Source organism: Nocardioides rotundus, from assembly GCF_019931675.1.
Lineage (GTDB): Bacteria > Actinomycetota > Actinomycetes > Propionibacteriales > Nocardioidaceae > Nocardioides > Nocardioides rotundus.
The window spans coordinates 76,824-101,301 of sequence record NZ_CP082922.1; the positions used below are offsets into that span (position 1 = coordinate 76,824).

General features: G+C 74.1%; 24 protein-coding genes. 18 read left to right on the top strand and 6 right to left on the bottom strand.

What is annotated here, in order from left to right; genetic code table 11:
* Positions 1-210 precede the first annotated feature (210 nt).
* The 11 genes from K8W59_RS00375 to K8W59_RS00425 all read left to right on the top strand — a co-directional run bounded on the left by K8W59_RS00375 (position 211) and on the right by K8W59_RS00425 (position 12,053).
* The gene (locus K8W59_RS00375) at positions 211-1,155 is read left to right on the top strand and encodes an ABC transporter substrate-binding protein (protein WP_223396805.1); all 945 of its coding nucleotides are present in this window, start codon (positions 211-213) and stop codon (positions 1,153-1,155) included.
* A 4-nt stretch (positions 1,156-1,159) separates the two neighbouring features.
* Positions 1,160-2,275 carry a FecCD family ABC transporter permease gene (locus K8W59_RS00380; protein ID WP_223396806.1) on the top strand — a complete coding sequence of 372 codons (1,116 nt, stop codon included), beginning with the start codon at positions 1,160-1,162 and terminating at the stop codon, positions 2,273-2,275.
* Entirely contained in the window at positions 2,272-3,063 is a 792-nt protein-coding gene (locus tag K8W59_RS00385) for an ABC transporter ATP-binding protein (RefSeq protein WP_223396807.1), read from the top strand. The genes K8W59_RS00380 and K8W59_RS00385 overlap by 4 nt, the downstream gene beginning before the upstream one ends.
* On the top strand, positions 3,060-4,568 hold the full coding sequence (locus tag K8W59_RS00390; RefSeq protein WP_223396808.1) for a cobyric acid synthase: 1,509 nt from the start codon (positions 3,060-3,062) through the stop codon (positions 4,566-4,568). Before K8W59_RS00385 ends, K8W59_RS00390 begins: the two co-directional genes overlap by 4 nt.
* The gene (locus tag K8W59_RS00395) at positions 4,565-5,260 is read left to right on the top strand and encodes an adenosylcobinamide amidohydrolase (protein WP_223396809.1); all 696 of its coding nucleotides are present in this window, start codon (positions 4,565-4,567) and stop codon (positions 5,258-5,260) included. The genes K8W59_RS00390 and K8W59_RS00395 overlap by 4 nt, the downstream gene beginning before the upstream one ends.
* Complete coding sequence (cbiB, locus tag K8W59_RS00400; RefSeq protein WP_223396810.1) at positions 5,257-6,189, top strand: adenosylcobinamide-phosphate synthase CbiB; 933 nt, start codon at positions 5,257-5,259, stop codon at positions 6,187-6,189. The genes K8W59_RS00395 and cbiB overlap by 4 nt, the downstream gene beginning before the upstream one ends.
* Positions 6,186-6,725, top strand: coding sequence for a bifunctional adenosylcobinamide kinase/adenosylcobinamide-phosphate guanylyltransferase (gene cobU, locus K8W59_RS00405; RefSeq protein WP_223396811.1), 540 nt, complete (start codon positions 6,186-6,188; stop codon positions 6,723-6,725). The genes cbiB and cobU overlap by 4 nt, the downstream gene beginning before the upstream one ends.
* Positions 6,718-7,761 carry a nicotinate-nucleotide--dimethylbenzimidazole phosphoribosyltransferase gene (gene cobT, locus K8W59_RS00410; protein WP_223396812.1) on the top strand — a complete coding sequence of 348 codons (1,044 nt, stop codon included), beginning with the start codon at positions 6,718-6,720 and terminating at the stop codon, positions 7,759-7,761. The genes cobU and cobT overlap by 8 nt, the downstream gene beginning before the upstream one ends.
* Complete coding sequence (gene cobS / locus K8W59_RS00415) at positions 7,758-8,528, top strand: adenosylcobinamide-GDP ribazoletransferase (RefSeq protein ID WP_223396813.1); 771 nt, start codon at positions 7,758-7,760, stop codon at positions 8,526-8,528. The genes cobT and cobS overlap by 4 nt, the downstream gene beginning before the upstream one ends.
* A gap of 94 nt (positions 8,529-8,622) precedes the next feature.
* Positions 8,623-11,307, top strand: a complete 2,685-nt coding sequence (locus K8W59_RS00420; RefSeq protein ID WP_223396814.1) for a DEAD/DEAH box helicase — start codon at positions 8,623-8,625, stop codon at positions 11,305-11,307.
* Positions 11,304-12,053 carry an SWIM zinc finger family protein gene (locus K8W59_RS00425; protein WP_223396815.1) on the top strand — a complete coding sequence of 250 codons (750 nt, stop codon included), beginning with the start codon at positions 11,304-11,306 and terminating at the stop codon, positions 12,051-12,053. The genes K8W59_RS00420 and K8W59_RS00425 overlap by 4 nt, the downstream gene beginning before the upstream one ends.
* Positions 12,054-12,059: 6 nt before the next feature.
* Here the strand turns inward: K8W59_RS00425 and K8W59_RS00430 are convergent, their stop codons facing one another.
* Positions 12,060-12,638, bottom strand: a complete 579-nt coding sequence (locus K8W59_RS00430) for an SACE_7040 family transcriptional regulator (protein ID WP_223396816.1) — start codon at positions 12,636-12,638, stop codon at positions 12,060-12,062.
* A 239-nt stretch (positions 12,639-12,877) separates the two neighbouring features.
* Here K8W59_RS00430 and K8W59_RS00435 point away from each other — a divergent pair, with 239 nt between their 5' ends.
* The 4 genes from K8W59_RS00435 to K8W59_RS00450 are packed head-to-tail and all read left to right on the top strand — an operon-like array spanning position 12,878 to position 18,483.
* Complete coding sequence (locus K8W59_RS00435) at positions 12,878-14,440, top strand: carboxyl transferase domain-containing protein (protein ID WP_223399994.1); 1,563 nt, start codon at positions 12,878-12,880, stop codon at positions 14,438-14,440.
* On the top strand, positions 14,440-16,431 hold the full coding sequence (locus K8W59_RS00440; RefSeq protein ID WP_223399995.1) for an acetyl/propionyl/methylcrotonyl-CoA carboxylase subunit alpha: 1,992 nt from the start codon (positions 14,440-14,442) through the stop codon (positions 16,429-16,431). The genes K8W59_RS00435 and K8W59_RS00440 overlap by 1 nt, the downstream gene beginning before the upstream one ends.
* Complete coding sequence (locus K8W59_RS00445) at positions 16,431-17,366, top strand: hydroxymethylglutaryl-CoA lyase (RefSeq protein ID WP_223396817.1); 936 nt, start codon at positions 16,431-16,433, stop codon at positions 17,364-17,366. The genes K8W59_RS00440 and K8W59_RS00445 overlap by 1 nt, the downstream gene beginning before the upstream one ends.
* Before the next feature lie 25 nt (positions 17,367-17,391).
* Positions 17,392-18,483 carry a hypothetical protein gene (locus K8W59_RS00450; protein ID WP_223396818.1) on the top strand — a complete coding sequence of 364 codons (1,092 nt, stop codon included), beginning with the start codon at positions 17,392-17,394 and terminating at the stop codon, positions 18,481-18,483.
* A gap of 9 nt (positions 18,484-18,492) precedes the next feature.
* Here K8W59_RS00450 and K8W59_RS00455 read toward each other — a convergent pair whose 3' ends face one another.
* A complete protein-coding gene (locus K8W59_RS00455; RefSeq protein ID WP_223396819.1) occupies positions 18,493-19,173 on the bottom strand; it encodes an EcsC family protein in 681 nt (226 codons plus the stop codon).
* 77 nt (positions 19,174-19,250) lie between these two features.
* Between K8W59_RS00455 and aat the strand changes: the two genes are divergently transcribed.
* The gene (gene aat, locus K8W59_RS00460; protein ID WP_223396820.1) at positions 19,251-19,913 is read left to right on the top strand and encodes a leucyl/phenylalanyl-tRNA--protein transferase; all 663 of its coding nucleotides are present in this window, start codon (positions 19,251-19,253) and stop codon (positions 19,911-19,913) included.
* A 10-nt stretch (positions 19,914-19,923) separates the two neighbouring features.
* Here the strand turns inward: aat and K8W59_RS00465 are convergent, their stop codons facing one another.
* From K8W59_RS00465 to K8W59_RS00475, 3 genes are read right to left on the bottom strand one after another with little or no spacing between them, the layout of a single operon-like run.
* Positions 19,924-20,523, bottom strand: a complete 600-nt coding sequence (locus K8W59_RS00465; RefSeq protein ID WP_223396821.1) for a vitamin K epoxide reductase family protein — start codon at positions 20,521-20,523, stop codon at positions 19,924-19,926.
* Positions 20,504-21,157 (bottom strand): DsbA family protein, encoded by a 654-nt coding sequence (locus tag K8W59_RS00470; protein ID WP_223396822.1) that lies wholly within the window; start codon positions 21,155-21,157, stop codon positions 20,504-20,506. Before K8W59_RS00470 ends, K8W59_RS00465 begins: the two co-directional genes overlap by 20 nt.
* Before the next feature lie 25 nt (positions 21,158-21,182).
* Positions 21,183-22,049: an Fpg/Nei family DNA glycosylase gene (locus tag K8W59_RS00475; RefSeq protein ID WP_223396823.1), complete on the bottom strand. Its 867-nt coding sequence runs from the start codon at positions 22,047-22,049 to the stop codon at positions 21,183-21,185.
* Positions 22,050-22,108: 59 nt separating this feature from the next.
* Between K8W59_RS00475 and K8W59_RS00480 the strand changes: the two genes are divergently transcribed.
* Positions 22,109-22,372, top strand: coding sequence for a hypothetical protein (locus K8W59_RS00480; protein WP_223396824.1), 264 nt, complete (start codon positions 22,109-22,111; stop codon positions 22,370-22,372).
* Between the two features lies 1 nt (position 22,373).
* Here K8W59_RS00480 and K8W59_RS00485 read toward each other — a convergent pair whose 3' ends face one another.
* Positions 22,374-22,997: a LysE family translocator gene (locus tag K8W59_RS00485; protein WP_223396825.1), complete on the bottom strand. Its 624-nt coding sequence runs from the start codon at positions 22,995-22,997 to the stop codon at positions 22,374-22,376.
* Between the two features lie 104 nt (positions 22,998-23,101).
* Between K8W59_RS00485 and K8W59_RS00490 the strand changes: the two genes are divergently transcribed.
* A complete protein-coding gene (locus K8W59_RS00490; protein ID WP_223396826.1) occupies positions 23,102-24,307 on the top strand; it encodes an ATP-binding protein in 1,206 nt (401 codons plus the stop codon).
* Positions 24,308-24,478: the final 171 nt, after the last annotated feature.

Below are 24,478 nucleotides of genomic sequence, written 5' to 3' on the forward strand. Positions count from 1 at the left end.
CGTACACTCGCTCCGGCGCCAGGAGCCGAAGTCCGGTGAGAAACCGGCACTGACCCGCAACGGTGAAGCCACCTGAGGAGTGGATGAGTCCGGTCGAACTCCCGGTCGCCGGAGAGAACCCGTCAACAGCCCTCGAGGACAGGGGCCGGTTCGCCACAGCCGCCGGGCTGTCAGGGAAGCGAATCCTCCTCGATGGACGAGGAGTTGGACATGAACCGCACCCGCCCCCTGGCCGCGCTCGCCGCGCTGGCCCTCGCCCTCACCGCCTGCGGCTCGGAGAGCTCGAGCGACGCCGGCTCCGAGCCGCCCCGCGAGTCGAGCAGCGCGTCGGCCGACTTCCCGGTCACCGTCGACACCCCCGGCGGGGAGATCACCATCGACGAGCAGCCGCAGAAGATCGTCTCGCTCTCGCCGTCGGCGACCGAGACCCTCTTCGCCATCGGCGCCGGCGACCAGGTGGTCGCCGCCGACGAGTTCTCCACCTACCCCAAGGAGGCGCCGACCACGAAGCTGTCCGGCTTCGAGCCGAACGTGGAGGCGATCGCGGAGTACTCCCCCGACCTGGTGGTCGCCGCGAACGACGCCAACGGAATGGTCGCCGGCCTGAAGAAGCTCGGCGTCCCGGTGCTCATCAACGCCGCCCCCGCCACGATCGAGCAGGGCTACGACTCGATGGCCGCGCTGGGCCAGGCGACCGGCCACGTCGACGAGACCGCCGACCTGGTCAAGCAGCTGCGCAGCGACATCGACGCCGCCCTGGCGCAGGCGCCGGACAGGCCGATCCGGATCTACCACGAGCTCGACGACAGCTACTACTCCGCCAGCTCCTACGGCTTCATCGGCTCGGTCTATGAGCAGATGGGCGCGAAGAACATCGCCGACGCCGCCGACAAGGACAAGACCGGCTTCCCGCAGCTGACCGAGGAGGCCATCATCAAGGCCGACCCGCAGCTCATCGTGATCACCGACCAGGTGGGGTACGACGCCCAGGACGTCGCGAACCGCCCGGGCTGGCAGGCCGTCTCGGCCGTGCGCGAGGACAACATCGTCACCGTGAACGCCGACATCGCCTCCCGGTGGGGGCCCCGGCTGCCGCAGCTGATCGAGCAGGTCGCCGACGCGATGAGCTCGGTGAAGGTCCCCGCCGCCGGCTGAGTCGATGCGCACCCCCAGCACGGCACCGCCGCTTCCCGACGACCCGGTCGGGGAGCCCGGTGACGACGCCCTCGAGGCGGCCGTCGCCCGGTCCTTCCGGCTGCCGGTGCTGGCGCTCGTCGTCTCGGTGGGGGTGCTGCTGGTGGCCTTCGTGGCCAGCGCCGTCCAGGGGGCGGCGAGTCTCCCGGTCGAGGGCGTGCTCCGGTCCCTGCTCGACCACGTGCCGGGGGTGGCGCTCACCCCGACCCTCACCGAGGTCGAGGACGCGGTGCTCTGGCAGATCCGGCTGCCCCGCACGGTGCTCGGCATGCTGGTCGGAGCCGCGCTGGCGATGGCCGGCGCGGGATACCAGGGCGTTTTCCGGAACCCGCTCGCCGACCCCTACCTGCTCGGCGTCTCCGCCGGCGCCGGCCTGGGGGCGGTGCTGGCGATCGGCTTCGGGCTCGACCTGGCCTGGGGTCCGTTCAGCACCGTCGCTGCCGCCGCGTTCCTCGGGGCGCTGCTCGCGGTGGCGGGCTCCGCGCTGGTCGCGCGGGGCACCTTCGACGACCCCGCCACCCTGCTGCTCAGCGGCGTCGCGATCGCCGCGCTCTTCTCCGCCGGGCAGACCTTCCTGCTGCAGCGGCTGGACTACACCCGCGCCCGCGAGGTGCTGAGCTGGCTGTTCGGCAAGCTCGCGACCGACGGCTGGGAGCCGGTGACCCTGCTGGCGCCGTACGTCGTCCTGTGCGGCCTGGTCCTCACCGCGCACGCCCGCCACCTCGACGTGCTGCGGGTGGGCGACGACGAGGCCCGCAGCCTCGGCCTCTCGCCCGCGCGGTCGCGGCTGGTGGTCATCACCACCTCGACCCTGGTGATCGCCGCCGCCGTCAGCGTGAGCGGGTCCATCGCCTTCGTCGGCCTCGTCGTGCCGCACATCGTCCGGCTGCTGGTCTCCCACAGCTACCGCGTCATCGTGCCCATCTCCGCGATCGTCGGCGGGGCGTTCCTTTCCTTCGTCGACATCGGGGCGCGCACCCTGGTCGCCCCCGCCGAGCTGCCGGTGGGCGTCATCACCGCGTTCGTCGGTGCGCCGTTCTTCGCCTGGGTGCTCTGGCGCGGCCGGAAGGGGCTGATGTGAACCCCGCGCTCGCGACCGGCACCCTCACCGCCCGCGGCCTCGGCGTGCGGCTGGACGGCGTCCCCGTGCTGCACGACGTCGACCTCGACCTGCACGCCGGCGAGTGGCTCGGTGTGATCGGGCCCAACGGCGCGGGCAAGTCGACGCTGCTCAAGGCGCTGGCGGGCCTGGTGCGCAGCAGTGGGGAGATCCGGCTCGGCGACGGGCGTGCCCCGCGGGCCACCGACCTCTCCCTGATGCCGCAGGTGCCCGAGCTGCCGCCGGGCATGACGGTCGCGGAGTACGTCCTCATCGGCCGCACCCCGCACCTGCGCTGGCTGCAGGGGGAGTCCCGGCAGGACCGCGCCGTCGTGGTCGACGTGCTCCGCCGGCTGGACCTGGCGTCCTTCGCCGGCCGCCCGGTGCGCAGCCTGTCGGGCGGCGAGGCGCAGCGGGTCAGCGTGGCGCGTGCCCTGGCCCAGCAGGCGCCGGTGCTGCTGCTGGACGAGCCGACGAGCGCGCTGGACGTCGGCCACCAGGTCGAGGTGCTGGAGCTGGTCGACCAGCTGCGCCTGTCCGACGGGCTCACCGTGGTCGCGGCCATGCACGACCTCGGCACCGCCGCCCGCTTCTCCGACCGGCTGCTGCTCCTCGACGGGGGCCGGGTGGTCACCACCGACCTGCCCGAGCGGGTGCTCGATGCCACGGTGCTGAGTGGGGTCTACGGCACCCCGCTGGAGGTGCACCGGGTCCGCGGCGAGCTGGTCGTGCTCCCCGCGCCGCGCGGCTCCCGACAGGTGGCCGAGTGAGTGCCCGGGGCGCGCTGCTCGTGGTCGGGGCCACCAGCGGCGCGGGCAAGTCGACGGTCGTCTCCGCGCTGTGCCGGGCCTGGGCGCGGGACGGGGCCCGGGTGGCGCCGTACAAGGCCCAGAACATGTCCAACCACTCCGCCGTCACCGCCGACGGCGGCGAGATCGGCCGCGCGCAGGCGATGCAGGCGCTGGCCGCGCGGGTCCAGCCGGACCGGCGGATGAACCCGGTGCTGCTCAAGCCGGCCGGCGACCGGACCAGCCACCTGGTCGTCCTGGGGGAGGAGGACCCGGCCCGGCGCGCCGACGCGAAGGGGTACGGCGACACCGCGCGATCGCTGCGCCCGCTCGTGCTGGACGCGCTCACCGCGCTGCGGCGCGAGCACGACCTGGTCGTCGCTGAGGGGGCCGGGGGCGCCGCCGAGATCAACCTGCTCGACCGGGACCTGGTGAACCTGCCACTGGCCGCGGCCGCCGGGATGCCGGCGGTGCTGGTGGTCGACATCGACCGCGGGGGCGCCTTCGCGTCGGCGTACGGCACGCTCGCGCTGCTGCCCGAGCACCTGCGCGCGTGCGTGCGGGGCGTGGTCCTCAACCGGTTCCGCGGGGACGTGTCGCTGCTCGACGACGGGCTGCGGGACCTCGAGGCGCGGACCGGGGTGCCCGTCCTCGGGGTGCTGCCGCACCTGGGCGCCGAGCCGATGCTCGGCGTGGAGGACTCCTTGGACCTGGAGTGGGGACTCCAGTGGGGTGGGGACGCCCCCGGACCGGCCGCTGAGCGGCCGGTCCGGGTGGCGGTAGTGCGGCTGCCGCACCTGGCCAATCCGAGCGACCTCGACCCGCTGGTGCTAGAGCCGTCGGTGGCGCTGCGCTGGGCGCACAACCCCGGCGACCTCGCCGACGCCGACCTGGTGATCGTCCCCGGCAGCCGGGCGACGGTGGCCGACCTGGCGTGGGTGCGCTCGCGCGGGCTGGATCGGGCGCTGGCCGACCTCGATCCGTCGGTGCTCGTGGTGGGGCTGTGTGCGGGCTACCAGATGCTGGGGCGCTCGATCGAGGACACCGTGGAGTCGGGGGCCGGCCTGGTGGACGGGATCGGGCTGCTGCCGTCGACGACCCGCTTCGAGACGCCGAAGGTGGTCCGGCAGTCCTCGGGGCCCTCGGTGACCGGCTACCAGATCCGCTTCGGTCGCCCGGTCGCTCCCGACGGGACCGCCTGGCTGACGCTGGACGGCGAGCCCGAGGGCTGCGTCTCCGCCGACGGGCGGGTACGCGGGACCAGCCTGCACGGGCTGCTCGACGCCGACGGGTTCCGCTGCTCGCTGCTCGCGGAGGCGGCCGAGCGCCGGGGTCGGTCTTATGCCCCCATGCCGGTCGGGTTCGCCGCGGCGCGCGAGGCGCACCTGGACCGGCTGGCCGACTGGGTCTCCGCCGCGCTGCCCCTGGACCGGCTGGCCACCCTCGCGGCCTCCGCCGCCCTTCCGGGCGAGGAGCCGGGCTGGTGACCCGCCGAGTCGGCGCTAGTTCACCCCGAGTCGGCGCTACTTCACCGCGGCTCCAGGTCCTGCCGGCCGAATCCGGCACCCGCGGGGCGCTCGCCTGGCAGCTGGCCGACGAGCAGGCCGAGCCCTGGCCGTGCCTGTCCTCCGCCTCCGTCGGCGGCGGCCTCGGGGCCGCGAGCTGGGTGCTCAACGTGGGCGTGGTGCGGGACTATCGCCGTACCGACCTGGAGGCGCACGCCGCCGAAGTCGCGGCCAGCGCCGGCCTGCGTGGTGAGGGTACGGCGCTCCTCACCGCCGCCGACGTGCACCGCGTCGAGGCCTCCGAGTGCTCCGGCGTCCGCGCCTGGTCGACCGTCGGGGTCAGCCGCCCCACGTGGCCGGCCGACCCCGAGGCCCTTGCCCGCGCCGGCCGGCGGCTGCCCCCGGGGACGATCAACACCGTCGTGCTGCTGCCGGTGCGGCTCACCCCGAGCGCCCTGATCCAGGCCGCGCTGGTCGTCGCGGAGGCGAAGGCGCAGGCGTGCGTGGAGTCGGGCCTGCCCGGGACGGGTACGGCGAGCGACGCGGTCGTCCTCGCCTGCGACCCCGCCGGGCCGGTCGAGGACTTCGGCGGCCCCCGCTCCACCTGGGGCGCTCGGGTCGCGCTATCCGTCCACACCGGTGTCGCCGCCGGGCTGGCGGGCTGGTCGCCATGACGACCGTCCTCCGCGACCGGGCCGCGCTGGTCGCCGCCGGCCTGCTCCTCGACCGGGCGCTCGGCGAGCCTCCGGCGCGCCTCCACCCCGTTGCCCTCTTCGGCCGCGGGATGACCGCGGTGGAGGCACGGTTGTGGGCCGACGACCGAGCCCGGGGGGTCGGGTACGCCGCCCTCGGCGTCGCGGCCGGCGCTCTGGCCGGTCGGGTGCTGGGCCGCGTCCCGGGCGGCCTCGCCCTCGCCGTGGCCGTGGCGGTCGCCGGGCGGATGCTGCGGGAGACCGCCTCCGAGGTGGAGCGCCCCCTCCTGACCGGCGACCTGGCCGGTGCCCGGGCCGCGCTCCCGGCGCTCGTCGGCCGCGACCCGAGCGAGCTGGACGAGTCCGGGATCAGCGCGGCGGTCGTCGAGTCGCTGGCGGAGAACAGCGTGGACGCGGTGATCGCTCCGGCCTGCTGGGCCCTGGTCGCGGGCGCGCCCGGGGACCTTGCGCATCGGGCGGTGAACACGATGGACGCGATGGTCGGCCACCGCTCCGCCCGCTACGAGCGCTTCGGCTGGGCGGCCGCGCGCCTCGACGACGTCGCCAACTGGGTGCCCGCCCGAGTCTTCGCCGCCCTGGTCGCCCTGGTGCGCCCCGGCCGCGCGGCCCGGGTGCGCGCCCTGGTTCACCGCGACGCGAAGGCCCATCCGTCCCCCAACGCCGGGGTCGCCGAGACCGCGGTGGCCGCGGCCCTCGGTCGCCAGCTCGGCGGCACGCTGCGCTACGGCGACCGGGTCGAGGAGCGCCCACTGCTGGGGGAGGGTCCGCGCCCGACCCCGGCCGACGTGGCCCGCGCGCGGAGGCTGGTCGACGACGTCGAGCGCGCCGCGGTGGCGCTGCTGTTGCTCGCGGCCCTCGCGGGTCGCCGTACCCCTTGGAGGAGCCGATGACCCTCACCTTCCTGACCGGCGGCGCGCGCAGCGGCAAGTCGGCGCTGGCGGTGCGCCGGGCGGAGAGGTACGACGGCCCGGTGGTGTTCGTCGCCACCGCGCACGCGGGTGACGGCGAGATGGCCGACCGGATCGCCCGCCACCGCGCCGAGCGGCCCGCCGGCTGGGGCACCGTCGAGGCGCCGGTCGACCTGGCCGGAGCGGTCGCGGCCCAGACCGGCGATGCGCTGCTCCTCATCGACTGCCTCTCGCTGTGGGTGGCCAACCTCGGCGGGTTGGAGGAGACCGAGGAACAGGTGCTCGCGCGCGCCGATGCCGCGCTCGAGGCGATCGCGCGCCGGACCGCCCCGGTGCTGGTGGTGACCAACGAGGTCGGACTCGGCCTGGTGCCGATGCACCCGGTGGGGCGGGCCTACCGGGACACGCTGGGCCGGGTGAACGCGCGGTTCTCCCGCGCCGCAGACGAGGCGCTGCTGGTGGTCGCGGGCCGCACCCTGCGACTGGACGACCCCAAGGGGGAGACGAGTGATGAGTGACCTGATCGCCGAGACCGTGGCCGCGATCCGCCCCGCCGACGCCGCCGCCCGCGACGCCGCCGCGGCCGAGATGGGGCAGAAGCTCAAGCCGCCGGGCAGCCTGGGCCGGCTGGAGATGCTGGCGGCGAGGCTGGCCGGCATCCGCGGGGCGGCCGACCCGGGTACGCCGACCCCGGCCGTCGTCGTCTGCGCCGCCGACCACGGGGTCGCGGCCGACGGGGTGAGCGCCTTCCCCCAGCAGGTGACCGGCCTGATGGTGGACAGCTTCGCCGCCGGTGGGGCGGCGGTGTGCGTCCTGGCCCGCGAGCAGGGCGCGCGCCTGGTCGTGGCCGACCTAGGCGTGCTGGAGCCGCGCGACCACCCCGCCGTCCTGGATCGGCGGGTCCGCGCGGGCACCGCCTCGTCCCTCACCGGCCCGGCGATGAGCCGCGAGGAGGCCGAGACGGCTGTCGGCCACGGCATCGGGATCGTCGAGGAGCTCGTGGCCGACGGGGTCGACCTCGTCGCCTTGGGGGAGATGGGGATCGGGAACACCACTGCGGCGAGCGCGCTCACCGCGCTGCTGCTGGGGCTGCCGGCGGCCGAGGCGGTCGGGCGCGGGACCGGCCTGGACGACGAGCAGCTGGCGCACAAGGTCGACGTCGTGGACCGGATCGTCCGGCTGCACAGCGGGGTGCCGTCCGACCCGCTGGACGCCCTGGCGGCGGTCGGCGGCCTGGAGATCGCCGCCCTCGTCGGGGTGGTCCTCGGCTGCGCCGCCCACCGCGTGCCCGTGGTCGTCGACGGCTTCATCACCGGCTCGGCCGCGCTCGTGGCCGCCCAGCTCGCCCCCGAGAGCGTCGACGCGATGATCGCCGGCCACCGCTCGGTCGAGCCCGGCCACACCGTCCAGCTCAAGGCGCTCGGCCTGGATCCGGTCCTCGACCTGGAGCTGCGGCTGGGCGAGGGCAGCGGCGCGACGCTCGCCCTGGGGGTGCTCCGCTCCTCGCTGGCGATCCTGTCCGACATGGCGACCTTCGAGAGCATCGGCCTGTGAGGTCGCTGCTGCGGGGGCCGCTGGACGCGCTAGGCGTGCTCACCCGGGTGCCCGTTCCGCCCGGCCGCGGTGCCCCGAATCTCGCGGCCGCCGCCCCGTGGTTCCCGGCCGTCGGGGCCCTGGTCGGGGTGGTCGCCGGGCTGGTCGGCGTCGTGGCTGCCGGTGTCTGGGGGCCGTTCGTCGCCGCGATCGTGCTCGTGCTGGCCGACGTGCTCCTCACCGGCGCGCTCCACCTCGACGGCCTCGCCGACCTCGCCGACGCGACCGGCGGGCACACCCGCGAGCGGCGTCTGGCGATCATGAAGGACCACGCCGTGGGGGTGTATGGCGCCTCCGCGCTGGTCCTCGACCTGCTGCTCCGGGTCGCCCTGCTCGCGGTCGTCCTGACCCTGCCGGGTGCGTGGGCGGTGGCCTGCGTCGCGGCCGTGTGGGCGCTCTCCCGGGCGGCGATGCTGCCGCCGGCGCTGCTCCTGCCCTACGCCCGCCCTGAGGGGACCGGCCGGTCGGTCATCGAGGGGATCACCCCGCTGCGCTGCCTCGCCGGCCTCGTCGTCGCCCTGCTGCTCGCGGTCGTGCTGCTCGGGGTGGTACCGGTCGGGCAGGCCGCCGCGGTCGTCGGGGCCGTCCTCGGGGCGGCCGTGGGCGGGCTCCTCCCCGCCGCCTGGGCGGCCGCCCGGCTGGGCGGAGCCACCGGCGACGTCCTCGGCGCCGTGGCCGAGTGCGCCCTGGTCGGGGCGCTCCTCGGGCTGACCGCCACTCTGGGCTGAACCGGCGGCGCCGCGAGGGAACTCCCCGTCGGCGCCGTCCGTTACCGTCGCTGTGCCCGCTCCCGTCGGGCCGCGCGAACCGGAGGTGCCCTGCGTGAGCTTCGTCCCCCTGACCGGCCCGGCCACGCTGCACACGGCCGAGCCACCGCGGGACGGGGTCGTGGAGTTCACCGACCACCGGCGCACCGTCGACCTGCCGATCCGGGCCGCGCTGCCGGTCCTGGCCAAGGCCCACGGGCACGACGACCTGCACCCCAGCGTCCGGCTGCTCGCCGGCGCCGCCCACCTCGGCCTGCGCCTGGTCGCCTCCGGCAGGTTCGGCCCCGACGCCGAGCACACCTCCTGGCAGGTGGAGGGGATGTCCCCGGACGACGAGGAGCGGGTGGTCCTGCTCGCTCGAGCCCGCGCGCACGACGATCTCGACGTGGCCACCGCCGAGGGGCTGGTGCGGGCGATGCTCGCCGCGGCGATCGACTCGATGCCGCGGACGCCGCCCACGACTCGGAAGGCGCCGCGCGGAGCGGGCCGCGATGCTCCGGAGCGGGCGTCCGGCGACTTCCACGACCGCCTCCAGCGCCGGCTCGAGCAGGCGGAGGCGTCCCGCCGCCGGGAGGAGCTGCCCCAGCTGGTGCGGATCAGCCTGCGGGTCGAGGCCGACGAGGAGGAGCTGGTGGCGGGCGCCGTACGCCTCGTCCTGCAGGTCCACGACGAGAGCGACCCGCTGCACGTCGCCGACGCGGCGCTGCTGTGGACCGAGGACGACGGGCACGGCTTCGGGCCGCGGGCGCGCACGCACGCGCTGCTCGGGCTGCGCGCCGCGGCGGAGGCCTGGCCGGTGCTCGACCGCTTCCTCGAGCTGCGCGTGCCCGACCAGCTGACCCTCGACACCGACGAGCTCGTCTCCCTGCTCGACGAGGGCGCCGCCGCGCTGCAGGCCCGCGGGGTCGAGCTGCTGTGGCCGCGCAGCCTCGGGCGGGACCTGACGACCCGCACCGTGCTGGAGTACCGCCCTCCCGGCGGTCGCGAGGAGCCCCTGCAGGAGCCGATGTTCGGCACCGACGCGCTCTTCTCCTTCGACTGGCAGGTCGCCCTGCACGGCGACCCGCTGACCCCCGACGAGATGGACCGTCTCGCCGCGTCGGCCTCGCCGGTGATCCGGCTGCGCGACCAGTGGATGGTGGTCGACCCGTCGGTCGTACGCCGGGCCAAGAAGCGCCTGGTCCGCACGATCAAGCCCGCGCAGGCGCTGGCGGCGACGCTCACCGGGGTCGTCGAGGTCGACGAGACCGACACCGAGGTCGTGGTCGGCGCGACCCTGGAGAAGGTCCGCGAGCAGATCCGGACCGCGGCCGAGCGCGAGCCCGTGCCGCCGCCCGCGGGCCTGCGGGCGACGCTGCGCGACTACCAGGCGCACGGGCTCACCTGGCTCGCCACGCTGACCGACCTCGGCCTCGGGCCGTGCCTGGCCGACGACATGGGGCTGGGCAAGACGATCACCCTGATCGCGCTGCACCTGCATCGCCGCGAGCGCGGTCACACCGGGCCGACGCTGGTTGTGTGCCCGGCCTCGCTGCTGGGCAACTGGGAGGCGGAGTTCGCGCGGTTCGCCCCGTCGGTTCCGGTACGCCGCTTCCACGGCACCTCGCGGTCGCTGGACTCGCTGGGCGACGGGGTCGTGCTGACGACGTACGGCACGATGCGCCGCTCCGCCGCCGAGCTGGCCGGCGTCCCGTGGGACCTGGTCGTCGCCGACGAGGCGCAGCACGTGAAGAATCCGCAGTCCTCGACAGCGCGGGCGCTGCGCACCATCGGGTCGGCCGCCCGGGTCGCGCTGACCGGCACGCCGGTGGAGAACAACCTGACCGAGCTGTGGGCGATCCTGGACTGGCTGACCCCGGGGCTGCTCGGCTCGCGCAACGCCTTCCGCAAGGCGTGGGCGGCGCCGATCGAGGCCGGCGTCGACGCGGCGAAGGCGCGCCAGTTCGCCGACCTGATCGGCCCGTTCCTGCTGCGCCGCCGCAAGAGCGACCCCGGGGTGGCGCCGGAGCTCCCGGAGAAGACCGAGACCGACCACCTGCTCTCGCTGACCCGCGAGCAGGTGGTGCTCTACGAGTCGTTCGTGCGCGACCTGATGGACCGGATCGAGCGCTCCGACCCCGACGCGCGCCGCGGCCTGGTGCTCAAGCTGCTCACCGGCCTCAAGCAGATCTGCAACCACCCCGCGCACTTCCTCAAGCAGTCCACGCCCCGGGTCACCGGCCGCTCGGAGAAGGTCGACCTGCTCGACGAGCTGATCGGGACGGTGCTGGCCGAGGACGGCGCGGTGCTGGTGTTCACCCAGTACGTCGAGATGGCGCGGCTGATCGAGCAGCACCTCGCCGCCACCGGCGTGCCGCACCAGCTGCTCCACGGCTCCACCCCCGTGCGGCAGCGCGAGCAGATGGTGGCCCGCTTCCAGGCAGGCGAGGTGCCGGTCTTCCTGCTCTCGCTCAAGGCCGGCGGCACCGGGCTCAACCTGACCCGCGCCGACCACGTCGTGCACGTGGACCGCTGGTGGAACCCGGCCGTGGAGGACCAGGCCACCGATCGTGCGCACCGGATCGGCCAGACCCGCCCGGTGCAGGTGCACCGGCTGGTCACCGTCGGCACGATCGAGCAGCGGATCGGGGAGATGCTGACCCGCAAGCGGTCGCTGGCCGACGCGGTGCTCGGGCGGGGCGAGGCGGCGCTGACCGAGCTCTCCGACGCCGAGCTGCGCGACCTGGTGACGCTGCGATGACCGCGGTCACCCATCCCCGGCAGAAGCCGCGCCGCGGCCAGGTGCGCCCGACGTCGTGGTGGGGACGCGCGTGGGCGCGGGCGGTCGAGGAGACGGCGTACTCCGAGGGCGACCTGCGCTCGGCCCGCAGTCTCGCCCGCAAGGGGGCCGTCGGCCAGGTGACCGTCGACGCCGGTGCCTTCGTGGCGGCCGTCGACGAGGGCGACGACGCGTGGACCGTGCAGGGGCGGTGCGAGCAGGTCTCGGGGGAGGACCGTGTGCTCTTCACCGAGCTGGTCGCCGCCGAGTCCGGCCGGGTCGCCGCGCTGCTCGGCGGGGACCTCCCGCACACGCTGGTCGAGGACGGGGAGCAGGCAGGGCTGGAGCTGCTGCCCTACTCCGGCGACCTCACCGCGGCGTGCGGGTGCGACGCGTGGATGGACCCGTGCCGGCACGCCCTGGCCGTGGGGTACCAGCTCGGCTGGCTGCTCGATCGCGACCCGTTCGTGCTGCTGCACCTGCGCGGGATCCCGCGCGAGGCGCTGCTCGCGGACCTGCACGCGCTGCGCTCCTCGGACGCTGCCTCCCCGGGCGACGCCACCGCTTCCTCCCCGGACGTGGGGGGAAGTGGTCGTCACGACGACCCGTCCTCCACCCGTCCCGAGGAGGAGGACCCCGATCTGGACGCCGGGGCCGAGGCCGCCGACCGGGCGCGCCGGGCGCTGGCGCTGATGGAGGCCGGCCAGCCCTTCGAGCACCTCTTCTGAGGCTGTCTACTTCTCGGTACGGCGTCCGTCCGCCGCGTCCGGCAGCCCGAGGGCGGCCAGCGCCATGCCTCGTAGCAACCCGCGCATCTCGGCGTCGGAGAGCAGCCCGGAGTGCGGGGTGGAGTTGATCAGCCCGAACGCCGCGTGCGCCATCGCGCGCGCCGCGTCCCGGGTGAGGCTCGGCCGCAGGTCGCGAAGGAGCCCGGCCCACAGGTCGACGTACTCCCGCTGCGTCGCCCGGACGTGCTCGCGCGCGTCCGGCGGCAGCGACTCCCAGTCCCGGTCCTGGACCACGATCAGCGAGCGGTCGGTGAGGGCGAACTCGACGTGCCAGTCGACCAGCGCCGCCAGCGCCGCGGCCGGCTCGGGCGCCGCGGCGACCCGCTCGCGCCCGACGCTGAGCAGCCGGTCGCTGATCCCGACCATCATCTCCGCGAGCATCGCGTCCTTGGACGGGAAGTGCTTGTAGAGCGCCGGCCCGGAGATGCCCACGGCCGCCCCGAGGTCCGCGACGGAGACGCCGTGGAAGCCCCGGGCGGCGAACAGCTCGGCCGCCCGGGTGAGGATCTCCTCGCGCCGGCTCACCCGCCAAGGTTAGCGACGACTAACCCCTCCCTCCCGCCGAGTCGGCGCCAATTCACCGCGAGTCGGCGCTTGTTGACGCCCAGTCGGCGCCAATTGACCCCGAGTCGGCGCTTGTCGACGCCGCCCACTTCCCGATCAGGTTAATGATCGCTAACCTAGAGGCGCACCGACGAGCAGGAGGACCCGTGAGCGAGACACCCCTGGACCTGCGCAGCCTGGCCGACCAGTTGCGCGAGCGGATGGACCGGGTCCGCCAGGGCGGCTCGGAGAGCGCCCGCGCCAAGCACACCGGCCGCGGCAAGCTCCTGGCCCGCGACCGGGTCGACCGGTTGCTGGACCCCGGCAGCCCGTTCCTCGAGCTCGCGCCGCTGGCGGCGTACGGGATGTACGGCAAGGACGCCGAGGATGTGTACGCCGTCCCGTCGGCGGGCGTCGTCGCCGGCATCGGGCTGGTCTCGGGGCGGCCGGTGATGGTGGTCGCCAACGACGCGACGGTCAAGGGCGGCACCTACTACCCGATGACGGTCAAGAAGCACCTGCGCGCTCAGACGGTGGCTGCGGAGAACCGGCTGCCGTGCGTCTACCTCGTCGACTCCGGCGGTGCCTTCCTGCCGCTGCAGGACGAGGTCTTCCCCGACAGGGAGCACTTCGGCCGGATCTTCTTCAACCAGGCGAACATGTCTGCCGCGGGGATCCCGCAGATCGCCAGCGTGATGGGCTCGTGCACCGCGGGTGGCGCGTATGTCCCCGCGATGAGCGACGAGACCGTGATCGTGCGCAACCAGGGGACGATCTTCCTCGGTGGCCCGCCGCTGGTGAAGGCGGCGACCGGCGAGGTCGTCACGGCCGAGGAGCTCGGCGGGGGCGACGTACACGCACGGGTCTCCGGCGTGGTGGACCACCTCGCCGACGACGACGCCCACGCCCTGCGGATCGTCCGCTCGGTCCTGGACACCCTCCCGGCGCGAACAAGCGCCGACTCGGCGTCAACTGGCGCCGACTGGGGGTCAACAAGCGCCGACTCGGCGGTGGAGGAGCCGCACGAGCCGCCGGAGACCCTCTACGACGTGGTGCCGGCCGACACCCGGACGCCGTACGACGTCCGCGAGGTGATCCGCCGGGTCGTCGACGGCAGCCGGTTCCACGAGTTCAAGAAGCTGTACGGCGAGACCCTGGTCTGCGGCTTCGCCCGGATCTGGGGGCACGAGGTCGGGATCGTCGCCAACAACGGCATCCTGTTCAGCGAGTCCGCGCTCAAGGGGGCGCACTTCGTCGAGCTGTGCAACCAGCGCAAGATCCCGCTGGTCTTCCTGCAGAACATCACCGGCTTCATGGTCGGCAAGGAGTACGAGAACAAGGGGATCGCCCGGGACGGGGCCAAGCTGGTCACCGCGGTCGCCTGCAGCGTGGTCCCGAAGTACACCGTCGTCATCGGCGGCTCCTTCGGCGCCGGCAACTACGGGATGAACGGGCGCGCCTACGACCCCCGCTTCCTGTGGATGTGGCCGAACGCGCGGATCTCGGTGATGGGCGGCGAGCAGGCCGCCGGGGTGCTCGCCACAGTCCGCCGCGACGGCCTCGAGGCCGCCGGCGAGGAGTGGTCCGCCGAGGACGAGGAGGCCTTCAAGGCGCCGATCCGCGAGCAGTACGAGACCCAGGGCAACCCCTACTACGCCTCCGCCCGGCTCTGGGACGACGGCATCATCGACCCCGCCGACACCCGGCGGGTCCTCGGCATGGCGCTCTCGGTGGCCGCACCGCTGCCGATCCCCGATCCCTCCTACGGCATCTTCCGGATGTGATGACGATGGTCTCGACAGGCTCGACCAGCGACAACGATGGCTCGACCAACGAGCGGACGCTGCTCGTCGCGAACCGCGGCGAGATCGCCCGCCGGGTGATCCGCACCGCCCGCGACCTGGGCTGGCGCACCGTCGTCCTGCACACCGACCTGGACGCCTACGCCCCGCACGTGGAGGAGGCCGACGCCGCGGTGCGGGTCGAGTCCTACCTCGATGTCGACGAGGTGGTCGCCGCCGCGCGGGACGCGGGCGCGGGCTACGTGCACCCGGGATACGGCTTCCTCTCCGAGCGGGCGCCCTTCGCCCGCGCGCTCGCCGAGGCCGGGATCAGCCTGGTCGGGCCGAGCGCGCAGGTGATGGACGCGATGGGCCGCAAGGACGCGGCCCGGGAGATCGCGGTCGCCGCCGAGGTGCCCGTCGTGCCGGCGTACAGCCTGGACGACGACCCCGAGACCTTCGCCTACCCCGTCCTGGTCAAGGCCGCCGCGGGCGGTGGGGGCAAGGGCATGCGCGTGGTGCGCAGCGCCGCCGACTTCGCCGCGGCCGCGGACGCCGCCCGCCGCGAGGCCGCGAGCTCGTTCGGCGACGACACCCTGCTGGTGGAGAAGTACGTCGAGTCCGGGCGCCACATCGAGGTGCAGGTCATCGCCGACGCCCACGGCCACGTGGTGCACCTCTTCGAGCGCGACTGCTCCACCCAGCGGCGCCACCAGAAGGTGTTGGAGGAGGCGCCCGCCCCCACGATCAGCGCCGAGCAGCGGCAGCGGGTCACCGAGGCCGCCGTGGCGCTGGCCGCCGAGGTGGGCTACACCAACGCGGGCACCGTGGAGTTCCTGCTCGACGACGCGACCGGGGAGGCGTACTTCCTGGAGATGAACACCCGCCTGCAGGTCGAGCACCCGGTCACCGAGGAGGTCGTGCGGATCCGCGGCGAGGGGGTCGACCTGGTCGCCCTGCAGTTGGCGGTCGCCGAGGGCGCCGAGCTGGGCTTCGCCCAGGACGACGTGACCCTGGAGGGGCACGCGATCGAGGCGCGTGTCTATGCCGAGGACAGCTTCGGCGGCTTCCTGCCGCAGGCGGGCCTGGCGTCCTACGTCGCCTGGCCGACCGACCTGCCCGGCGTGCGCGTCGACCACGCGCTGCGCACCGGCCAGGAGGTGAGCACGGCCTACGACCCGATGCTCGGCAAGGTCATCGCCTGGGGCGCCGACCGCGAGCAGGCGCGCCACCGGCTGGTGGACGCGCTCGATGCGACCGTGGTCACCGGCCTCACCACCAACACCGGCTTCCTGCGCACCCTGCTGGCGGGTGCGGAGTTCCGTGACGCGACCATCGACACCGCCTGGCTGGACCGCAACGAGGTGCCCGCCCCCGAGCCCGACACGGCGCGGGTGCTGGCCGCGGCCGCCCTGGACGACACGGTGGCGAGCGCGACCGACGGCGGCGCCCTGCTCCCCGGGAGCGCGCGGGGGCCCTGGCAGCGCGACGGGTGGCGGATGTCCGCCGACCCGGCGCCCGCGCTGATCGAGCTGGACCGGCTCGTCGAGGTGGCCGCCAGCCGCGGGACGGTCGACGGCCGCTCGTGCCGCGTGCTGAGCAGCGCCCGCGAGCCGGGGCGGCCGCTGCGGCTCGAGGTCGAGCTCGACGGCGAGCGACACAGGGGCGCCGTACGTCGCGACGGTGCGGTCGTCGAGGTCGTGCACCAGGGCCAGCGGTTCACCTTCGAGCGACCCGACGCCTTCGCCGACTCCGCCGCGGATGTCGGCGACGGCACCCTGACCGCGCCGATGCCCGGCACCGTGCTGTCGGTCGGCGCCGAGGACGGACAGCGGGTCGCCGAGGGCGACGCCCTGGTCACCATGGAGGCGATGAAGATGGAGCTCTCGCTCAAGGCGCCCTTCGACGGCACCGTGACCGCGGTCGACGTGGTGGCGGGCGCACAGGTCAAGCTCGGCGACCGGCTGGTCGTCGTGGAGCCGGAGGAGGCGTGATGGACGGGCTGCCGATGCAGGTGCCCCGCGAGGGGCTCCCCGAGCGGGTGACGATCTACGAGGTGGGGCCGCGCGACGGCCTGCAGAACGAGAAGGCGATCGTCCCGGTCGGGGTGAAGGCGGAGTTCGTGCACCGACTGCTCGACGCCGGCGCGCCGATCGTGGAGGCGACCAGCTTCGTCCACCCGAAGTGGGTGCCCCAGCTGGCCGATGCCGAGGACCTGATGACCGCGCTCGGCGACGAGGGCCGCGAGCTGCCCGTGCTCGTGCCGAACGAGCGCGGTCTGGACCGCGCGCTGGAGCTCGGGAGCAGGCATGTGGCGATCTTCGGCTCCGCCACCGACACTTTCGCCCAGCGCAACCTCAACCGCTCCCTGGACGAGCAGTACGCCATGTTCGAGCCGGTCGTCCGCCGCGCCCGCGACGCCGGGCTGGACGTGCGCGCCTACGTCTCGATGTGCTTCGGCGACCCGTGGGAGGGCGCCGTCCCGATCGAGCAGGTCGTCGCGGCCGGCCGGCGCCTCCTCGACCTCGGCGCCAGACAGCTCTCCCTGGGCGACACCATCGGCGTCGGTACGGCGGGCCACGTGCGCGCCCTGGTCGCCGCCTTCGAGGAGGCCGGCACCCCGCGCGACCGGCTGGCGATGCACTTCCACGACACCTACGGCCAGGCGCTGGCGAACACCTACGCCGCCCTGGAGTCGGGCATCACCACCTTCGACGCGAGCGCCGGCGGGCTGGGCGGCTGCCCCTACGCGAAGTCGGCCACCGGCAACCTGGCGACCGAGGACCTGGTGTGGATGCTCACCGGCCTGGGCATCGAGCACGGGCTCGACCTGGACCGGCTGGTCGCCACCAGCAGTTGGATGGCCGGCGAGCTCGGCCGACCGAGCCCCAGTGCCGTCGTACGCGCCCTGGCGGGTGCCGCCGGCTGACCGGTCGTGGGGCACAATCGCCCCCATGTCCGACCCCCGTCGTCGCGTCTACCTGCACATCGGTGCGCCGAAGACCGGTACGACGTACCTCCAGGACCGGCTCACCGCCAACGCCCGCTCCCTCGCCCGGCACGGCGTGCACATCCCCCGCGCGTCGCTGCGCCTGCGCCCCGATCAGAGCCACTTCAAGGCCGCGCTCGACCTGCTCGACCAGGACTGGGGCGGCCCTCCCGGGCACGCCAAGGGCATGTGGCCGAAGCTGGTCCGCGCGATGCGCGGCGAGGGCACCTACGTGGTCAGCCACGAGGTGCTCGCCCCGGCGCGGCCGGAGGTGGTCGACCGGGTGATGAGCGACCTGTCCGACCACGAGGTGCACATCGTCTACTCCGCCCGCGACCTCGGCCGCCAGCTGCCCGCGGCGTGGCAGGAGAGCGTCAAGCAGGGACGCGCGTGGGGGCTGAAGAAGTTCCTGGAGCGGAGCCTGGCCGGCAAGACCTTCTTCGCCCGCTCCTTCGACATCCCCGAGGTGCTCGGCACGTGGGGCGCGGGACTGCCCGCCGACCGGCTGCACGTCGTCACCGTCCCGCACACCCGCGGCGACGCCCTGTGGCTGCGCTACTGCGAGGCGTTCGGGATCGACCCGGCCTGGGCGCCCAAGGACAGCGTCCGCGCCAACGAGTCGCTCGGGCCAGCGGAGATCCGGGTGCTGCGCGAGCTGAACCGCCGCCTCGGCTTCGCCACCCGTCGCAGCGAGCCCTACGACCGGCTGGTGCTCGGGATGCTCGGCAACGATGTGCTCGCCGGCCGGGGCAACGGCAAGGTCACGGTCCCCCCGAAGAGGTACGACGACGTCGACGCGCGCAGCGAGGAGATGATCGCGTGGCTGGAGCAGCGCGGCGTCGACGTGATCGGCGACCTCGACGACCTGCGCCCGCGCCGGCCCGACCCCGGCACGCCGTGGCGCAGCCCCGCGAGCGTGAGCGACCGGGCCGTCCTCGACGCCGCGATCGTGGCGCTGGAGGAGATGACCCACGAGGCCGCCCGCCGCGAGCCGCCCCGCCACACGCTCACCGAGTTCGCCCGCAAGGGGATGGACCGGGTGCGCGGGAAGGGCTGACGCCGCTCCCTACGAGGTACGGCGGCGCAGGAACTCCCGGTCGGCATAGCGGCCGACCTTCCAGGTGACGAACCCGTCCGTGCCGGCGCCCACGACCCCGCCAACGACGGGGACCCGGCGGCTGACCGTGGCGGCCAGCCGCTTGCCGGCGACCCGGGCGATCAGCTCGGAGGCGACCTCGGAGGAGACCCGCTCGTCCAGTCCTGGGTCGTGTGCCGGCGCGGTGGCGATCGCCATCGGCGGCGCGGGGAGGGTGCGCTTCTTCAGCTTCGCCTCGATCGTCTCCTCGCCGAGCAGCGTCACCAGGACGGCGTTGCGCACGCGCGGGTCGGCCAGGTCGTAGCCGCGCAGGTGGGCGATCCCGGCGACCATCCGGGCCTGGATGATCGCCAGGCCGCTGATGTTGGCGGGGATGGTCACGGTCGCGGTGGCGATGCCGCCGATGTTGGTGATGAAGCCCTGTGCGCCGGCGTAGCGGACGTGGTTCTCGATCACCTCGTGCACGGCGCGGTCAACGTCACCGCGCTGCTCGCGCAGCTGCGCCTCGGCCGCGGCGACGGCGCCCGGCAGCGGACCGACCCCGTGGATCGCCCGCTGCAGCGCCTCGCGGACGAAGCTCGACGTCACCCCGGGAGCGCGCTCGGCGACCATCGGCGCGAGCCGACGACCGATGCTCTGGCGGACACCCATGCCTGCATCCTACGGAAGACGTCCGCACGCCCCGCAGGCGTCATCGGGCGGTCACCCCCGCGGGCTAGGGTGCCCCCGTGCCTGTCGAGCCCGAGCCCACCGGTTGGGTCTTCCCCGAGGAGCTCGACCCGCACGACGACCTGGTGGCGGTCGGCGCGGACCTGGAGCCGGGCACGCTGCTGGGGGCCTACCGGCGCGGCCTGTTCCCGATGCCGGGCCCGGATGCGGGGGACCCGCCGTACTGGTTCAGCCCGCTGCGTCGCGGCATCCTGCCGCTCGACGGCCTGCGCGTCTCCCGCTCGCTGCGCCGGTCGCTGAAGCACTTCGAGATCCGGGTGGACACCGCGTTCGACGAGGTGGTGGCCGCGTGCGCCGACCCGCAGCGACCGCTGGGCTGGATCGACGGCCCGGTCCGCGAGGCCTACGGCCGGCTGCACCGGCTCGGCTGGGCGCACTCGGTGGAGGCATGGGCCGACGGCGAGCTCGCCGGAGGGTTGTACGGCGTCGCCGTCGGCGGCCTCTTCGCCGGGGAGTCGATGTTCCATCGCCGCACCGACGCCTCCAAGGCGGCGCTGGTCGGCCTCGTCGAGCGGCTGCGCGACGAGCACGCGGAGGACCGGCTGCTGGACGTGCAGTGGTCCACGCCGCACCTGGCCTCCCTCGGCGTGGTCGAGGTCGATCGCGACGACTACCTGCGCCGGCTCCAGGCGGCGCTGGCTCTGCCGGAGCCGGACCTGTGACGGGTCGGCGTCACCCGACCAGGCTGCTCCAGTAGTCCCAGAACCGCTGGGTGATGAGCGAGAGCAGCAGCACGACCACCGCGGTGAGCACGACCGCGTGGTTCCGCGCCAGCCAGGCGACGAACCGGCTGCTGGCCACCCGGTCGCCGAGGCGGCCCTCCCGCAGGTTGGCGAGGGTGACGTACCAGAAGACCGGGATGACCACGGCCCACACGACCATGCAGTAGGGGCAGAGCGCCCCGATCCGGTAGAGGCTCTGGAAGACGAGCCAGCCGACGAACAGCACGCCGAGGGTGACGCCGGTCTGCAGGCCGAGCCAGTACCACCGCCGCATCCGGGCGCCGGCCAGGAGCGCGGCTCCCGTGGCGGCCACGACCGGGAAGGCGGCGAGACCGATGAGCGGGTTCGGGAACCCGAGGACCGCGGCCTGCTCGGTGCTCATGATCGAGCCGCAGTTGAGCACCGGGTTCACGCTGCAAGAGGGCACATAGGTGCTGTCGGCCAGCAGTGCGAGCTTCTCCACCGTGAGGACGAGCGCGGCGACGGTGCCGACGACGCCCCCGAGAAGAAGGAGCCAGGCCAGTGCCGGGCTACTTCGCGAGGGCTGCATCGAGGGCGTCGGTGAGGTCGCCGTACGTCTGGGGCTGCAACTGCTTGCCGTCGACGAAGAAGGTCGGTGTGCCCTGCACGCCCAGGGCCTCGCCGTCGGCGACGTCCTTCTGGATCCGCTTCGCGGTGGCCGGGTCCGCGTAGTCCGCCTTGAACTGCTTCATGTCCAGGCCGAGGTCCTCGGCGTAGGACGCGAACAGGTCGTCGAGGGGCTTGCGCTGCTCACCCCACTTCGCCTGGGTCTCGAACATCTTGCTGTACATCTCCTCGAACTTCCCCTGCTGCGCCGCCGCCTCGACCGCGCGCGCCGCCCGCTCGCCGTTGAAGTGGCCGCCGAGAGGGAAGTAGCGGGCGACGAAGGTGACCCGGCCCGCGTAGTCCTTGCGCAGCTGCTCGATCGCTGGATAGGCCGCGCGGCACCCCTCGCACTCGAAGTCGAGGAACTCCACGAACGTCACGCCGGTGTCGGCCCGCTCGCCGAGGATCCGGCTGTCGTCGCGCACCAGCCGGGACTCGCCGGAGGAGACCGGCTCGGGCTCGGGGTCCTCGCTCATGCCGGTCAGGGCCAGCATGGACGTCAGGACCAGGGCGAACACCCAGACGATCGCGAGGGAGATCTTGGCTTGTCTGCTCATGGGGCTTCCTTCGTGGGGGGAGGTCTCACTTGAGGAGCTTGCTCATGCGTCGGTCGGCCAACGGCTTGCCGCCGGTCTGGCAGGTGGGGCAGTACTGCAGGCTGGAGTCGGCGAAGCTGACCTCGCGGATGGTGTCGCCGCACACCGGGCACGCCTCGCCGGCGCGACCGTGCACCGCGAGGTTCGACTTCTTCTCGCCCTTGAGCTCGCTGGCCGCCAGGCCGCGGGAGCGGTCGACGGCCGCGCCGAGGACGCCCCGGATCTCGTCGTACAACTGCTGCCGCTCCTCGGGCGTGAGGCTGTTCGCGGGCTTGAACGGCGACATCCTCGCCGCGTGCAGGATCTCGTCGCTGTAGGCGTTGCCGATGCCCGCGATGGTGCCCTGGTGCCGCAGCACGCCCTTGAGCTGACTGCGGCCGTTCTCCTCCAGGATCCGGTCCAGCACATCGGGGGTGAAGGCGTCGTCGAGCGGGTCCGGGCCGAGGGAGGCGATGCCGGGTACGGCGGCCGGGTCGGTGACGACGTAGATCGCCAGGCTCTTCTTGGTCCCGGCCTCGGTGACGTCGAGCCCCGCCTCGTCGTCGATCACCACCCGGGCGGCGAGCGGGTTCTTCCCGCCCGGGCGGCCGGTCGTCGCCGGCACCTCCTCGCGCCAGCGCACCCAGCCCGCGCGGGCCAGGTGCATCACCAGGTGCAGGCCGCTGGCGGTGATGTCGAGGAACTTGCCGTGCCGGGTGACGTCCTCGACCAGCGTGCCCTGCAGGGCGGTGACCGGCGGGTCGTAGGTCTTCAGCGCGCTGAACGCGACCAGGTCGACGCGGGTGATGGCACGCTCGCGCAGCCGCTCGCGCAGGTCCTGGGCGAGCGCCTCCACCTCGGGCAGCTCCGGCACGCGCCCAGTATGCCGGGCCGACCGAAGCCGGGGCCTTGACCGGCGCGCCAGAATTGACCATGGCCGACGTCCACCCGCTCTCACCGACGGGGTCCGTGTTCCTGGACTCCCGCGGCTCGGACCGGGCCCTGCGGGTGACCTGGCACAGCGAGGCCGGCGTCGTCGTGCTGTCGCTGTGGCGCGGCAACGTGTGCGCCGGGTCGTTCCGGCTCCCCGCCGATGAGGTGCCGGACCTCATCGACCTGCTCCGCGCCGGGCTGGACTCCACCTACCGGCACGCGCCGACCCGGGGGCCGGGTCAGGCCCGACCCGAGTCCGCCTGAGTCACTCGCGGACCAGCATGGTCGCGCCGAGGCCGAGCATCATCGTGCCGCCGGTGGCGCCGAGCGCGTCCAGTCGGGCCGGCCGTCGAGCGAACCAGTCGCGTGCCTGCCCGGCCAGCAGCGCCCACACGCTGTCGGAGGCGACCGCCATCACCGCGAAGGCCAGCCCGAGGAGCGCGGTCTGCGCCCCGACCGGGCCCGCGGGGTCGGTGAACTGCGGCAGGAACGCGACGAAGAAGACGACCGTCTTGGGGTTGGTGACGCCCACGGTGAAGCCGATCCGGATCGGGTGACCGCGTCGCACCGGCACCCCGCCCTCCATGGACAGGCGCGCGTCGGCGCGGTGCCGGATCGCCTGGACGCCCAGCCATACGACGTACAACGCGCCGCAGACCTTCACAGCGGTGTACGCCGTCGCGCTCGCGGCCACGATCGTGCCGAGGCCGACCGCCACCAGGAGCGCCTGCACGACCAGGCCGAGCGCGTTCCCGACGACGGAGAGGATGGCCTCGTCGCGGCCCACCGTCAGGGCACGGCCGATGGTGAACAGCAGGCTCGGGCCGGGCACCTGGATGAACAGGATCGAGGCGACGGCGAACGCGAGCCACTGGTTCGTGCTGGGCATGGGGCCAGTGTGCGACCGGGCGGGGTCGGTCCGCCAATCCGGGCGAATCGCCGGATATCGGCGAATCTAAGGGAATCCCTAGAGTGCCGGATAGCCTGCGATCCATGGATCCGATCCGCAATCCCTACGCACCCGGCGCCGGCCAGCGCCCGCCCGAGCTCGCCGGCCGCGCCGAGCAGTTGGGCGCCTTCTCCGTGGTGCTGGAGCGGGTCAGCCGCGGCCGGCCGGAGCGCTCGCTGGTGCTGACCGGCCTGCGCGGGGTGGGCAAGACGGTGCTGCTCAACACTCTGCGCTCGTCGGCGGTACGACGCCAGTGGGGGACCGGCAAGCTCGAGGCGCGCCCCGACCAGGAGCTGCGGCGGCCGCTGGCCAGCGCCGCCCACCAGGCGGTGCGCGAGCTCGGCCACCGCGACGAGGAGTCGGTCGCGCACGTCCTCGGCGTCGTCCGCTCCTTCGCCCAGCGCGCGGCCGGGCCGAACGCCAAGCTGCGCGAGCAGTGGAACCCCGGCATCGACGCCCCGCCGGTGCGCGGGCGTGCCGACTCCGGCGACATCGAGATCGACCTGGTCGAGCTCTTCACCGACCTCGGCGGGCTGGCCGCCGACCTCGGCAAGGGGATCGGCATCTTCATGGACGAGATGCAGGACCTCGGGCCGGACGACGTCTCCGCGCTCTGCGCCGCGTGCCACGAGATGAGCCAGGCGGGGCTGCCGGTGATCGTCGTGGGTGCCGGCCTGCCGCACCTGCCCGCGGTGCTGAGCGCGAGCAAGTCCTACTCCGAGCGGCTGTTCTCCTACCAGCGCATCGATCGGCTCTCCCGCGACGCCGCCGACCACGCGCTCAGCCTGCCGGCCGAGGAGGAGGACGCGGCCTTCGACGAGGACGCGCTGGCCACGATGTACGACGTCACCGGCGGCTACCCCTACTTCATCCAGGCCTACGGGAAGGCGGTCTGGGACCGCGCCCCGCGCTCGCCGATCACCGGCGAGGACGTGGCCGTCGCGGCCCCCGAGGCCGAGAACGAGCTGGCGGTCGGCTTCTTCGGCTCCCGCTACGACCGGGCCACGCCGGGGGAGCGGGAGTACCTCCGGGCGATGGCCGACGCCGCGCTCGAGCTGGCCGACGACGACAAGGACGCCGTGGAGTCGGTGCCCACGTCCGCCGTGGCCGCCGTACTCGGGAAGAAGCCGCAGTCGCTCTCGCCCGCGCGCGACGCGCTGCTGAAGAAGGGCTTGATCTACGCCTCCGAGCGCGGCCGGATCGCCTTCACCGTCCCGCACTTCGGGAAGTACCTGCGCTCGCGGGGGTGAACTGGCTGCCCGCGAAGCGGGTGACTGCGACATGGGTGCGCAAACTGCGACTGCGTGAGGAGACTCGTCGGGTCGGACTGAGCTGTGAGACCCGTTGTCGCCATCGAGCTGTGACGGGTAAAGCCGGCGCCGTAGATCTTCCGCAGGGCAGCCGGGGCAGCCGCCGTTGCA

Excerpts from the sequence above, each read along its gene's own strand:
- K8W59_RS00375 (WP_223396805.1), top strand. The coding sequence starts at position 211 with ATGAACCGCACCCGCCCCCTGGCCGCGCTCGCCGCGCTGGCCCTCGCC.
- K8W59_RS00380 (WP_223396806.1), top strand. The coding sequence starts at position 1,160 with ATGCGCACCCCCAGCACGGCACCGCCGCTTCCCGACGACCCGGTCGGG.
- cbiB (WP_223396810.1), top strand. The coding sequence starts at position 5,257 with ATGACGACCGTCCTCCGCGACCGGGCCGCGCTGGTCGCCGCCGGCCTG.
- cobU (WP_223396811.1), top strand. The coding sequence starts at position 6,186 with ATGACCCTCACCTTCCTGACCGGCGGCGCGCGCAGCGGCAAGTCGGCG.
- cobT (WP_223396812.1), top strand. The coding sequence starts at position 6,718 with ATGAGTGACCTGATCGCCGAGACCGTGGCCGCGATCCGCCCCGCCGAC.
- K8W59_RS00425 (WP_223396815.1), top strand. The coding sequence starts at position 11,304 with ATGACCGCGGTCACCCATCCCCGGCAGAAGCCGCGCCGCGGCCAGGTG.
- K8W59_RS00435 (WP_223399994.1), top strand. The coding sequence starts at position 12,878 with ATGGACCGGGTCCGCCAGGGCGGCTCGGAGAGCGCCCGCGCCAAGCAC.
- K8W59_RS00440 (WP_223399995.1), top strand. The coding sequence starts at position 14,440 with ATGACGATGGTCTCGACAGGCTCGACCAGCGACAACGATGGCTCGACC.
- K8W59_RS00445 (WP_223396817.1), top strand. The coding sequence starts at position 16,431 with ATGGACGGGCTGCCGATGCAGGTGCCCCGCGAGGGGCTCCCCGAGCGG.
- K8W59_RS00450 (WP_223396818.1), top strand. The coding sequence starts at position 17,392 with ATGTCCGACCCCCGTCGTCGCGTCTACCTGCACATCGGTGCGCCGAAG.
- K8W59_RS00455 (WP_223396819.1), bottom strand. The coding sequence starts at position 19,173 with ATGGGTGTCCGCCAGAGCATCGGTCGTCGGCTCGCGCCGATGGTCGCC.
- K8W59_RS00465 (WP_223396821.1), bottom strand. The coding sequence starts at position 20,523 with ATGCAGCCCTCGCGAAGTAGCCCGGCACTGGCCTGGCTCCTTCTTCTC.
- K8W59_RS00470 (WP_223396822.1), bottom strand. The coding sequence starts at position 21,157 with ATGAGCAGACAAGCCAAGATCTCCCTCGCGATCGTCTGGGTGTTCGCC.
- K8W59_RS00480 (WP_223396824.1), top strand. The coding sequence starts at position 22,109 with ATGGCCGACGTCCACCCGCTCTCACCGACGGGGTCCGTGTTCCTGGAC.
- K8W59_RS00485 (WP_223396825.1), bottom strand. The coding sequence starts at position 22,997 with ATGCCCAGCACGAACCAGTGGCTCGCGTTCGCCGTCGCCTCGATCCTG.
- K8W59_RS00490 (WP_223396826.1), top strand. The coding sequence starts at position 23,102 with ATGGATCCGATCCGCAATCCCTACGCACCCGGCGCCGGCCAGCGCCCG.